Source organism: Paraglaciecola sp. MB-3u-78 (assembly GCF_002835935.1).
Classification (GTDB): Bacteria; Pseudomonadota; Gammaproteobacteria; order Enterobacterales; family Alteromonadaceae; genus Paraglaciecola.
The window spans coordinates 489,249-502,372 of sequence record NZ_PJCF01000003.1 but is presented as its reverse complement, the minus strand read 5'-3'; the positions used below and the strand labels follow the sequence as shown (position 1 = coordinate 502,372).

Annotated in this window: 8 protein-coding genes and 2 pseudogenes; 8 read left to right on the top strand and 2 right to left on the bottom strand. The window is 43.2% G+C overall.

The genetic code is table 11. From position 1 onward, the window contains the following. Positions 1 to 83: 83 nt before the first annotated feature. The 4 genes and pseudogenes from CXF95_RS06120 to CXF95_RS06105 form a co-directional block, all read left to right on the top strand. Positions 84 to 651 (top strand): annotated as a pseudogene (locus CXF95_RS06120) (transposase); the annotation flags it as partial. A 445-nt stretch (positions 652 to 1,096) separates the two neighbouring features. Then, entirely contained in the window at positions 1,097 to 2,035 is a 939-nt protein-coding gene (locus CXF95_RS06115; protein WP_232787688.1) for a carbohydrate-binding protein, read from the top strand. Next, a complete protein-coding gene (locus CXF95_RS06110; RefSeq protein WP_157828087.1) occupies positions 2,032 to 3,192 on the top strand; it encodes a hypothetical protein in 1,161 nt (386 codons plus the stop codon). Before CXF95_RS06115 ends, CXF95_RS06110 begins: the two co-directional genes overlap by 4 nt. Before the next feature lie 235 nt (positions 3,193 to 3,427). After that, positions 3,428 to 3,736, top strand: a complete 309-nt coding sequence (locus CXF95_RS06105) for a histidine kinase dimerization/phospho-acceptor domain-containing protein (RefSeq protein WP_157828086.1) — start codon at positions 3,428 to 3,430, stop codon at positions 3,734 to 3,736. A gap of 406 nt (positions 3,737 to 4,142) precedes the next feature. Here the strand turns inward: CXF95_RS06105 and CXF95_RS06100 are convergent, their stop codons facing one another. Further along, positions 4,143 to 4,973, bottom strand: coding sequence for a LytTR family DNA-binding domain-containing protein (locus CXF95_RS06100; protein WP_101197841.1), 831 nt, complete (start codon positions 4,971 to 4,973; stop codon positions 4,143 to 4,145). Between the two features lie 6 nt (positions 4,974 to 4,979). Continuing rightward, positions 4,980 to 6,611: a sensor histidine kinase gene (locus CXF95_RS06095; RefSeq protein ID WP_101197840.1), complete on the bottom strand. Its 1,632-nt coding sequence runs from the start codon at positions 6,609 to 6,611 to the stop codon at positions 4,980 to 4,982. A 656-nt stretch (positions 6,612 to 7,267) separates the two neighbouring features. Here CXF95_RS06095 and CXF95_RS06090 point away from each other — a divergent pair. The 4 genes and pseudogenes from CXF95_RS06090 (at position 7,268) to CXF95_RS06080 (ending at position 13,051) form a co-directional block, all read left to right on the top strand. After that, positions 7,268 to 8,152, top strand: coding sequence for an IS1595 family transposase (locus tag CXF95_RS06090; protein ID WP_101197018.1), 885 nt, complete (start codon positions 7,268 to 7,270; stop codon positions 8,150 to 8,152). A gap of 187 nt (positions 8,153 to 8,339) precedes the next feature. Beyond that, the gene (locus CXF95_RS06085; RefSeq protein ID WP_101197839.1) at positions 8,340 to 9,371 is read left to right on the top strand and encodes a di-heme oxidoredictase family protein; all 1,032 of its coding nucleotides are present in this window, start codon (positions 8,340 to 8,342) and stop codon (positions 9,369 to 9,371) included. A 695-nt stretch (positions 9,372 to 10,066) separates the two neighbouring features. Next, positions 10,067 to 10,693: pseudogene (locus CXF95_RS31380) on the top strand (carbohydrate-binding domain-containing protein); the annotation flags it as partial. A 111-nt stretch (positions 10,694 to 10,804) separates the two neighbouring features. Continuing rightward, the gene (locus tag CXF95_RS06080; RefSeq protein ID WP_232787687.1) at positions 10,805 to 13,051 is read left to right on the top strand and encodes a di-heme oxidoredictase family protein; all 2,247 of its coding nucleotides are present in this window, start codon (positions 10,805 to 10,807) and stop codon (positions 13,049 to 13,051) included. The last annotated feature ends 73 nt before the right edge of the window (positions 13,052 to 13,124 follow it).

Here is a 13,124-nt window from a genome sequence, read left to right as displayed (position 1 = left end):
TAGCAGAGTTTACCAAAAATAACCACATAAGTGCTTGCACCTATGGCAGAGCAAGGGCTTGCGTCAGGCCGTGTGCCGCAAATGTGGCAGGCTTAAGTCTCCATGCAGGTGTCATGAGCAATGCACAGGATAGGGGTAAACTCGAAAGGCTGTGCCGTTACTTATTTTGAAAAGAGTCCCGCTCTGGGGTATCAGAAAAAAGGTTGGCAATAACGAGTTACGGCAAGGTGCGCTACCCACTCAAAACACCCTACCGTGACGGCACCACCGGTGACCGGGACAGTCATGTAATCTTTGAGCCTCTGGATTTTATTGCCCGTTTAGCGGCACTGGTGCCCAAACCCAGAGTTAATCTGACGCGTTTAGATGAGAAACCTCCTTGTTTCTCACCCTTCGGGCAACCTATTGTTGTCAAAATTCATTCCCGGTGTATTTGTACGGGGTGGCCCTCCACCAAGCAGTGGGCACCGCGTGACAATAACGCCGTCCTTACGAAATAAGGCTAAACAAGCATTGCCGACAGGGCAGAAAAAAACACGGGCACAAAAGCACCAGTCGATGACCTGGGCGCAAAGACTTAAACGGGTTTTTAACATCGACATTGAAACCTGTGAGCAATGCGGTGTTGCGGTTAAAGTTATAGCGAGCATCTACAAATTGACAGGAAAGCCGATTTGCACAACAGTGGGAGGCCCTTGTCTTGAATTCTGAATTACGTGAAAACAGTTGAGTAATAGACGAAAAACAGCCGACTTTCACTCCCCTAAGAATGTAAAATAGATGTCAATATGGGAAATATAGGGCATCATGAATTTTTATTTTAGGAAAAATGACGTTTTATTTTACCTATACTCGCAGTTTGTGTGATTTATTGGTCAGTAGCTTAGTTTAGCAGTGCAATGGTGGAGTTTTTGTCGCGCAAGCTTGCATTGTCTCAGCAGTGGACAACCCTACCAGTAACAATGACCTTGATGAGACGGTCGACCCCTGCGCGCTTAATCTGAATCAAGATAGATTGAGAAAGAGATGGGCTTTTGTGCTTGCCGTTTCAGATACCAAGCAACCCCGTCTGGCAATTCGCCGGGTTGACATTGTGATGAATAAATTTTTGATTAAGGAATACTTGATGATACATGCTGTTCGTTTGGGTCTGGTAGTGCCCGTGATGTGCATTGGGCTGATGGCCTGTGGTGGTTCTGGTGGAGAAGCGGCGCCCGAACCAACTCCCACTCCGCCCCCAACCTCTGAACCGGTTTCAGCTCTGATTGTGCAAGCGGAAGATTACGTGGCTTTCAGTGATTCTGACGCTGGTAATACTGGAGGTGCTTACCGAAATGATGATGTTGACATAGAGGCGACAGACGATACAGGTGGCGGCTTCCACATCAGCTGGACCGCAGCGGGAGAATGGCTTGAGTATGACGTTAATCTTAGTGCAGGGGAATATACAGTAACAACTCGGGTAGCCTCTCAGGTATTAACTGGCAGCTATAATCTGGCACTTGATGGGCAAGTGATCAGCAGCGATAGCGTGTCCAATACTGGTGGATGGCAGGTTTTTGTCACAAATTCTATCGCTACTATTGTTGTTGAGCCAGGCGGGACTCAGACCCTTCGTTTGGATGTGATAGGTGGTGATTTCAATATCAATTGGATTGAGTTTGCAGCCGTTGATGCCGATGTTGAGCTTGTGTCTGTGTCTGTACCCTCCGATGAACCACGAGCAGGCAATATCGATGGCGTTACGGTATGGCAACTGCCTAATTCACCCAATGGTGATAGACCGGACCAATGTTGGTTAGCGGTAGGATCGGATGTTAATGGAGAGATTTATATTTTGGGTCATGATCACATAAACAACTCAATGCTATATCGCATGTATCAGGAAGATAACGTGTTGCGTTGGGTGGGTGATGCGCGAACAGCGTCTGAAGCTGCAGATAACTGGCTACCTAGAGAAACCGCCCGCTTCATCATGACGGACGGGTCTATCTGGCTACCCTTGATAGTTCTTCTATGGATTTTAATTTTTTGAATACCCGCGGGTTCCATTGGTATGGCTACGATATTATTGAAAACAAATTTTTAGATTTGAGTGCAGTAGAGCCTGATGGTGTTGGCGCCGCTACTGTGCAAATCGTCAGTATCCAAAAAGATGAAAAAAACAATCTGCTGTATGGCATGTCAGTTCCGGAGAACAGGTTGCTTCGTTACGATATTGCGGGCAGCGAAACTACCATTCTGGGCAGTCCCGTTGAGTGGTCTGATTTTGTTTACACCAATCGTTTCATGTGGGTAGATTCCCGTGGTCGTGTATATATCAGCGCTGGCTCGGCTCGTGCCCAGTGGAAACGTGGGGAGTCCCCCGATATATTTAACAATATCTGGTACTACGACCCAGAAAGTGGCTTTGGGCAGCTGGATGATTTTCCTTTACAAGGACCCAATGCCATGGAAGTCGGGCAGTGGGATAGAGCTAATGAGATACTTTATACGGCCGATGATCAAGGCAATATCTACCGCTTTGTCGACGCCGACGGGAGCTGGAGTTTTATCGGGAAGCCCAATTTCATAGGCGTTGAAGGCACTCCTAAAATTTGGGTTTTTCAATTATCCGCAGATGGCGAAAAAATCTATATGGGAGTCAGCGATACAAGTTCTCCAAACGCCATTTGGGAGTACGATATTGCCAGTGGCCAGGCCTCTGAATTAGCCAAAATCAGTGATTTGGATAACGTTTCGGCAACCCAGCAATTTATTACTGGATATGATTCATGGGATAGCCGTGGCAGTTTTTATATCTCCAGCTTTACCATGTACAACGACGTCAATGTGTACATGTTAGGTGTCGACCCCGTGCGTATTAAAGCCTCCAATGATCCTGATTTTATGCTGATAGAGGTGGGAGCGCAGACAAACGATGCCGGTGTTAGGCTTTCGCGCACAGGGACGACCACCGAATCATTGGAAGTCCTTTATGAAGTGTCGCTCTATGATGCGAACGATTCCCGTCTAAATAAACTGCTTGGAGAAAGCGTGATTGCTCAAGGGCAATCAAGCGTTGAGTTGACTTTGGAAAGTCTGACGCCCTCACTTTCGAGTGGTTTTTCCCGTGCTGAATTTTCGATAGTGCCAGATGGTAATGACTACGTCATTGGCAATGCTTATAAGTTTGATTTGACGATACCCTGACACCATTTTTTGTTTGAAGTAAAAATAAAAAAACGAATAAATACAGAGTTTCAACTGCCAGGCTTTAGTGGTAAACCACCTCGAGATGGTCGCCCCCCTCCAGATAGACAAAATCCTCTAGGTGCTGCTCAGCCAAAAGCGCCGGAGTTTCAAGCAAATGATAGAGACGCGAAGTTGTTTATGCACAAAGAGCCTTCACCTGCGGGGTAAGTTTGCTTTGTTAGACGAGACTTTAATGAACTGGCGACAACATTGGATCAAAAATGAACAAGCCAGAAAACGTTGGATAGCAGATATTTCCCATGAGTTACGCACCCCAGTGGCGGTATTAAAAGGTAAAATAGTAGCTATGTTAGATGGCGTAAGAGCTTTGTCTATAGAGCGTATTCAATCGGCTAATGAAGAAGTGAAAGAACTTGAACAGTTATTGGACAATTTATATGAGCTGACCAGAACGGATTTAGGCACCATGCATTATAGTAAGGGTCGGTTGAACTTATTTCACTACTCCATAATGAAGCCCAGCGGTATCATCCGCTGTTAGCTGAAAAAAATATTAACATTGAATTTGCGCCTTCGGTAGATACGGTTACGGTGTTTGCAGATGAAAAACGAATGAAGTAACTGTTCGATAACCTATTGACCAGTGTAGCTAAATACGCTGCGGATGGTGACCTAATCAAAATTTCTGTAAATCTCTAAGGTTCCTTAAAACTGACATTATGGCTCAATTATTATTAATAATCATGATATCGTTGTTTAATTCATCAATCGCAATTGTATAAAACAAACCACTGTCTTGTGGAACAAGTAATTAAAATTTACCCCTCTTTAAATATAGGATTTATAGGATTGAGGTTAAATAGAAAATTTGAGATTTGTTCTGTTCAATATCAGATGTAATTGAATAAACTTTATTATGCGTAATAAATATCCTACTAGCTACGTATTTATTTCACTTTATTGGTAAGGTACTGTTTTATGACACTACCAAAACTACGACTAACCATTAGCTGTTCACCACAGCCAAGATAAACAAAAAACTTTCCTTTTGAATGTTTGGTGACACGTTTTATTTTTGCTAAATTAATAATAGTAGAGCGATGAATTCGCTTAAACATTTGAGGATCAAGCTGTACAAGCAAATCCTTCATGGTGCTGCGCATCACATGCGTAATTCCATCACTATGAACACACATATAATCGCCTGCTGCATCGACCCAATCGATATCTTTCATACTAATTAAGGTTATGGTGTCGCCGTCTTTAATGAATAATTTTTCGGGGTAATGATGACTCTCATCCGGCACTAACTTACTTGGTATGTTGACTATTGGGGCAGGTGATGGTGAGTGTCCAATTTGCCCCAAAGCATCTAATAGGTGTTGTTTAATATCACCAAGGGCGCGTTTTGATGAATATTCTAGCACAGCCCTTTGGACCGCTCTTTCCACCTGCTTTTCATCTAGTGGTTTTAATAAATAATCTACTGCATTAATATCAAACGCTGATACCGCATATTGGTCATAAGCGGTAGTAAAAATAATCATAGGCATGTTGTTCACGGGTATCGCTTTTACTACTTCGATACCATTCATACCAGGCATTTGGATGTCCATAAAAATTAAATCTGGGTTATGGTTCGATACAGCCTCTAATACCTGACGGCCATTTTCACATTCCGCGACTAATTCGATTTCTGCTATGTCAGTTAAATTGGCTTTGAGCAAACGTCGAGCTAAATATTCATCATCCACAATAATAGTCTTTAACTTGAGCATGTTTTTTTACAACCTTTTACGAGTTGGTAAACACATTACAATTCGAAAACCATGAGGTACTACATTTTCCAATGAGAATGAATGTTTAGCACCGAATAATGTTTCTAAGCGCTGTTGGGTATTGCGTAACCCAATGCCAATCTTGCTAGTTAACTTGCCGTTAAATAAATCTGCACCGGGACCATCGTCACTGACAGTCAATATAAGCTGTTTTTTTCTAACTTTTCCAGTGATCGTAATAGTACCGCCATTTTCTTGTTTAGCCACTGCGTACTTAATCGCATTCTCAACCAGAGGTTGAAGTATTAAGCTAGGCACCAGAAATAAGCTAGCCACAGGCTCAATGTCGGTTTTAATGGTTAATCGATTACCAAAGCGTACTTTTTCAATATCTAAATACAAGTAAATTGCTTCCAATTCCTCAGATAAACTGACTAACTGATTGTTATCATTGTTGAGTGGGTAACGCAAAAACTTCCCAAGTTTAGAGACCATATCTTTAGCCTGGTCTTGATCACCCAATTTAATTAAGGCATAAATTGCATTAAGAGTATTAAACATAAAATGGGGGTTTAATTGATAACGTAGCATTTGTAACTGCGCTTCTTTTGCCGCTTCTGAAGCTTCTAGACTAAGCAGTTTAGCTTGTTGAGCTTGACCTGTTGCTTCATCTCTTTCGAGCTGGAATAACATTGCGTATTTGATACCATGATAGGAAGCTGCCCAACATAAAAAGATTAATAAGGAAGTAAAATACCATCCTCCAAAACCTTTCCAAAGTTCAGCATAACTTAAAGCTACATTATATGAATTGGCGGTATTAAAATCAAATATCATGGGCTCCCATGTATTAGATTTTGTTGTTTTTGTTTGAGTTTCTGCACTGTAACGGACATCATAATTATTTTCCAACTTCAAAAGTACAGGAATTCCTGCATCAGATGAATAAACCCAAACGGTTAAGGTACTGTTTGTTCTAGTGATAGGAATTGCGTTGGCGAAACCGCTGTTAGTACCTATAGTAGACCCCGCCCATAATTCACTAAATGCGTTTTTAGTAGTGATGGCTACATTACCTTTACGCCCACTCGGGTCGGCTCCGATTGTTGTATATGTTCCCCCGAAATCAGAGACTAAATAGTTAACGTTTTTCTGTTCAAAATTAATAGGTAAATCAATTTGTTGTAGCGCATTACCCTCAGTTTTATCGAAAATGTCTGCACTGGGACGTTTGGAATTTGAACCAAAACTCATGTCATCCCAATAATATTTTTTATCGCCAATATTGGCACCATCTACACCAAAATTGAAAAATATAGATGCTTTATTGAACACCCAATCTGGCTTCTTAAAGTACTCTGGAGATAGCGGTACAATCAATAGATATAACTGAATTCGTATTACAGTCCAAAGCAACGCGACAATGATGACGGATATGAAACCAATGATTGTTCTACTAATATATGGCTTCTCCCACTGGTATAAAAAAACTTGGCGAAGGATTAAGCTGAACAAGATACCGAGTGCTGATTGCAGCAAACCGTGAATATTATTTGGCCAGAAATTATAGGTGTCATACCACACCGTAAGTGCCAAATAGGTTAATATCGTAAGTGTTAACCAGCCAATGATTTGCAAGCCCCAAAAAAGCCTTCCTTTAGAAGGCCTCTTGTAACTGAAGAAAGATGACAAAAAAATAACGACTCACTCCCTTTTTCATTGTTGGTTTATATTTCCACCCTTTTCAGATGATAACAGTGTCCAAACTTATATTGCTATTAGTTACGTTTGATTAATAAACCCGAGAATACCTTTTAAGTGAATTATCATAAATCTTAGAATTGTTAACCTTGCAGGTAAAAAACATCTTACTCTCATCTACTGTGTAAAAAAAAGGGGAAATTATTTGGTGTATATAAAAGCCTATTTTTGTAGATATCAGCTATTGTAAATAATTCGAGCGGTAAAGTACTGGTTTAAGGTATTCGACTAAATGTTATTAAATTGAAATCAATGGTGTCCATTCTATCGTGCGATCGTAACAATTTAACGATAATTTTGAAAAAACGAGTGAACAGGGGCACCAATTTAAATATGAGCTGGATATCGTTAATCAGTGGAAAATGGTGGGTAGCAGCAACCTGATTTAGTTATGGGTACCAATATGGAATTTGAAATCAGTCTATTCCTGCTTAACCCTCCTGCCGGTGCCAGATTAAATTACATGCTTCTCCACTTTGCTCAGGCATGAACTAAACTGTATATGAAAATAAACAGTTTAAGGGAGTTCGAACATGAACACGCCAGAAGCCAGTTTTTTAACGTGGCAACAGCAATTCAGAACGAATAAAGATTGTCTCCAGTATCTGAAGGAAATGAAGTGGCCTAATGGGTTTATGTGTCCTCAATGTGGTCACGACAATGGGATTGACCTTCACTGCCGAGAATTAACCGAATGCAGCCATTGTCATAAGCAAACATCGGTGATGTCAGGTACTTTATTTCATGGTAGTCATCTACCGTTACTCAAATGGTTTTGGGCACTGTATTTTATAGGCTCAGACAAAGGCAGTATTTCAGCGTTAAGGCTAAGCAAGCTTATTGAAGTGAATTGGAAGACTGCTCGGCTTATGTTAACGAAAGTGAGAGCGGCTATGGGACACAGGGATAGCCTCTACCGATTGTCGGGCACAATAGAGTTAGATGATGCCTTTGTTGGCGGTAAGCACAAAGGCAAGCGTGGTCGTGGAGCAGAAGGGAAAACCCCCATTATCATAGCATGTGAAAACAAGCATAAAAAGGCAGGGTTTATCGCAATGAAAGCGGTTAAAAATGTGAATTTTAAAACAGTAAAAGAATTTGTATCACATCACCTTTTAGCTAATCAGCATGTCAGAACGGATGCTTATCCTGCGTTAAATATTATAGATAAAACACAGCAACATGAGCCAAGAGTCACGCCAAGTGAAAAGGTAGACGAATGGTTGCCTTGGGTTCATATCGCGATAGGTAATTTGAAAACGTTTTTGTTGGGCACGTTTCATGGCGTTACGGGTAATTACTTACAAGAATACTTGAATGAGTTTTGTTATCGGTATAATCGCCGTTTTGTGGAAAAACAAATACCTAATCGATTGTTAAACTTGGCAATTATTCATACTCCTTTAAAATCAACCTGAGTTAAATGGAGAAGCATGTTAAATTATTATGGTACACCTTTTGTCTATGTTATAAGTCAACCTGGTTTAGCCCCCCTTTGAGTGGCAAAGAGGCGTAGTTGATGATGGTGGCGGCTCTAATGATGGCACACCAATTCCTGAGAGTCAGGCCTGTTGGGCGGCGATACTACGTTGGGCTACAACTACAGTGAAGAGCCCGCCGGTCGTTTTATTAAGTCAAGGTAATGAACAACAGTTTGTGCAAGGGCGCAGAGTGCATCACACTAACTTTGACGATGGGACGCATCATGAACGCAATTATAATCCAGTCTGGACTGAACAAGTAGGTAAAATAGGCAAACATTATATTTATCATTCTTGCGCCGCCTGCCATGTTCGAAATGGTCTTGGTCTAGTTGAAGATGTAGGTCAACCTTTAGATAAATGGGTATTTAAAATTGCCGATGCATTAGGCCAGCCAGACCCGAATAGACATCGTATTTTACAACCTAAAAAAGAAGGAGCGGGTGAACCGGAAGATACGGTTTCATTAGGCTCTTGGACTGAATTAGCCAACGGTTTAAGACAACCTAACTATGTATTTAATCAAGGACAACCTGCTCTTTTTTCAGGCAGGGTAGCCCCACAATTGGTGGGAATGGGATCATTAGATGCCATAGATGATTCTACTATTTTACAATGTAAAGATGAATTCGATAGGGACAGCAACGGCATATCGGGTAAAGCGTCTCTGGACAATGATGTAAGCAGTGATGTAGTGCGTTTAGGGCGTTTTGGTTATAAAGTAGCCACTTACAGTGTTGAGCACCAAGTCGCTTCTACACTAAATACTGATATGGGGCCTGGCTTAGCTGATGACCTTGGTCAAGGCTCTGCCACAGGTGCTGAATGGCGCACTGCGCCATTATGGGGTTTAGGTCATACGGTTAGCGTAATGGTCGGTGATGATAGAGCCAATGATGAAATTTCATTATCACCATCCAATGACGATATTGACCGAATAGGTTATCTGCACGACAGACGTGCTCGAACCGTTGAAGAAGCGATACTATGGCACGGAGTTGAGGCACAACCTGCAAAAGAAGCCTATGAAGGTCTCACATCACAGCAAAAAGCCCAGTTATTGGAATTTTTGCAAAACTTGTACAATTTGATTCATAAACCTTGTAAAGGAAAAAAGCCAGCTATTTTAGCTGGCTTTTTTGTACCTTGTATCTAAAAAAGTAAGGTGTTGGGTTATTACCTGTTAATACAATAATTAGGTTTATATAAAAGTCTTTTTTTATCGGTATTGATTATGGTAAATAATTCAAACAGTAAAGTCTCACATTAAAAATATTAACAAATTGAAACTAGTAACGTCCATTTTGCCGCGCGAACGTAACAATTTATCGCTAATCCTTTCCACTTTATCGCGCAATTGCTAAGAGTGAACGCATTGTCATAAAAAAATTTTACATGAGTGCTACATTTGAAAAATCGTAATATGGCACACTATTATTATTATTGTGTTATGGAAAAGTTAAATTGTTTCTACCCGTAATAGTTATTCATTATTTTTCCTGCCAACTTATTTGCTCAAAGGATCTAATTTGATGCCTGAAAATCAAAATGTCTTTTTAGTCATTTTCACCATGTTGCTTCTACCAGAGTGCTGAAAACGTGCAGTAATGGACTTGGTATGCTTTCTCATACCAATGGATACTGACAATTGTGGAGCGTAAAAAGACATTGATCCAAACTATATTGAGTCAAATTTACTACGACCTATTTTATATGCTCACTTACTTAGCCAAACAAAAACCAAACATAAAAATAAGAAAACGAATAAATAGGCAGCATAATCCCTGCCTTAGCGCCGAAGCTTGATTGGTTTGATTGAAATACATATCAACAATACTCTAATTTATTTAAATGGAAATACATATGAAATTCACTCGTTTAGGCCTTTTAGTTCCACTGACGTGCGTTGGATTGACTGCCTGTAGCGGTTCCGGCGGTGAAGCTGCGCCCATAGCGCCCGCGGTGACAACGCCAACTCCGACGCCGACTCCAACTCCGACGCTGACTCCAACCCCGACTCCAACTCTAACTCCAACTTCGACTCCAACTCCGACTCCGACTCCGACTCCGACGCCAACCGCAGGTATGGTTGTGCAAGCGGAAGATTATGTGGCTTTCAGTGATTCCGATGCCGGAAATTCCGGGAATGCCTATCGAAGTGATGATGTCGATATCGAGGCGTCAAGCGATGAAGGTGGTGGCTTTAACGTGGGCTGGACAATTGCAGGAGAATGGCTTGAGTACAACGTTAATATAATCGAAGGCGGATATGCGGTAACTGCAAGGGTTGGATCTGATTTATCCAGTGGCAGCTATACCCTGCAGCTCGATGGACAAACAATCGGTAGCGACAGCGTTTCCAGTACGGGGGGGTGGCAGACCTTTGCTACACATTTTATCGGCAATATTGAGGTCAGCTCAGGGGAGACACTTACCCTACGTCTGAATGTGACTGGTAATGATTTCAATATCAATTGGATCGAATTCACACCCATTGTCGATAGCGATGCTGACGGCGTGACCGATAGTCTCGATCAATGTCCGGACACGCTTGCCGGCACCTCTGTTGATATGCTGGGTTGTGAAGTTGTGCAGGTCAATAACGAAGTATCCTTCGCGAATGAACGTCTGGTAGGCGGTTCGGATTCCCTTTTCCCCGGCTTTACCTTGTATGTTTTTGATAATGACCAGGCCACACCAGGCAGCAGTGTTTGTAACGATGCTTGTGCCACAACATGGCCACCGGTATTGGTCGAAGACATGGAGGCATCTGGTGTAAGCGGGTTAAGCACGATAGAGCTGGATGATGGCAGCATACAAGCCATCTATAACGGTCGACCCTTGTACTTCTATGCCGAAGACAGTGCAATTGATGATACCAGCGGTGAAGGTGTTGGTGGGGTATGGTGGCTGGTACCTTATGGTGTATTAGGTGAAGTAAGCGCACTGTATAACCAACTTACAGCACTCCAACCTGATACCCAATCTGAAACAGATGATGCGTTAGTCACCCGATTTTCTGATCGCCCGCGCACTCGTCATGCACGTGAAGACCAGTTTCAGTCCTACGATCATTACATTAAGTTCTACTTTGAAGACCGCTCAAGCAATATCGAGATTGTGGATTATGTTGCCAAAGGGGGGGGCACGATTGAAATGAATGTGCGTACCCTTTTCCCGTTGAGCACCAGTGAAGCGGAGAATCGTTGGTGGTATCAGGGTATCACCACCGTGGCTCAGTACGCCAGTAATGGCATCATGGACTATCAGGGCTTTGATGGTACCCATTATAACTATCAAAAAATCAGCAATGAAAACACCCGTTTAGGCCGGCCTATTCAACTGGGTGATCGCATGGAATTTGAAATTAGCCAGTTCAGTGCGGCCGGTATCCCCCGTGGCCAGGCCAACTATTATGGCACTACCTTTCTTTACATAGTGGGTGAGGGTATCGTGCCCTGGTATGCTGAAGCCGCCGGCTCCCCCTTCCCTGAAGACAGCCAGAAAATCCCTGAAGAATACTGGTTAGGCGGACATACCACTATTCATCATCAGTATTCGGATGAGCCTAACGACAATTTCTTGCAGATGGCCACCAATCTCGGCTACGACAACGGACAAACCTTTCTGCTCGGGCGCCGCGTCCACCATTCATCTGTTATTGATGGTACCCATGATGAAGATCCCGACAATGGCGTATTGGCGACCAGTGCCGGTTTGGCTGGTACAAAATATATTAATCAACGTTGTACCGGTTGTCATGAGCGCAATGGTGGTGCCGCGGTTGTCGATAATGGTGTCTCCCTTGATCGCTGGGTATTTAAGGTAGGCGATGTCAATGGCGCACCCGATCCGCTCATTGGTAGCGTATTGCAGCCTAGCGGCAGTGCTGGTGAAGGTGATGTTTCTATCGCTTCATGGACCGAGAGGGCGGATGGCCTGCGAAGCCCTAACTATCAATTTAGTGAAGGTGCACCAGCTACTTTCTCTGCGCGAATTGCACCCCGTCTTGTTGGCTTGGGTTTGCTGGAAGCGATACCCGAGAGCGCTATCCTGGCGTTGGAAGACCCGAATGATGCTAATGTCGATGGCATTTCTGGTCGTGCCAATAAAGTGGTCGACCCCGAAGACGAAGCGTTGACCCGCCTGGGACGTTTTGGCTGGAAGGCCGCGGCGTCAAGCTTAAGACATCAGGTGGCGGCAGCGTTGAATACGGATTTGGGTGTGTTGACTTCTGTTCTGCCTAACCCGGATTGTGGTTCGGCTCAAACCAACTGCGGTGAAAGTAGCCCGCTTATGCCAGAAGAAAACCTTAATAACCTTATTCTGTATATCTCTACCCTAGGGGTGCGTCCCCAGCGTGTCTGGAACAAGGGTGTGGAAAACCAGGAAGTACTGCAAGGCAAAGAGCACTTTAAAAGCATTGGTTGCGCAGGTTGTCATACGGAAACTTTTCAGACCAGTGAATTCCATCCTTTAGCTGAAGTGCGTGACCAAACCATTCATCCCTTTAGCGATATGCTGCTGCATGATATGGGTGAAGGGCTTGCAGATAACCTGGGGGAAGGTTTAGCCAGTGGTAGCGAGTGGCGAACTACCCCATTGTGGGGCCTTGGGCAGGCGGCATGTGTAACTGGCGGCGTGACTAATCCAACGGGAAGAGAGGGCGGAGAAATTTGTAGCCCTAAGCACGCCTATCTGCATGATGGCCGAGCGCGCTCTATCGAAGAGGCGATTTTATGGCATGGCGGTGAAAGTCAGGCCTCGAGTGATGAATACAAGGCTTTGTCAGAGGAAAATCAGCAATTGGTCTTACGTTTTCTGAAATCCTTGTAAACACACATTTAACGATTCCCATCCACTTTGCCCCGACTCAGGTCGGGGCTTAATTATGGCTCAATGCTCGAAT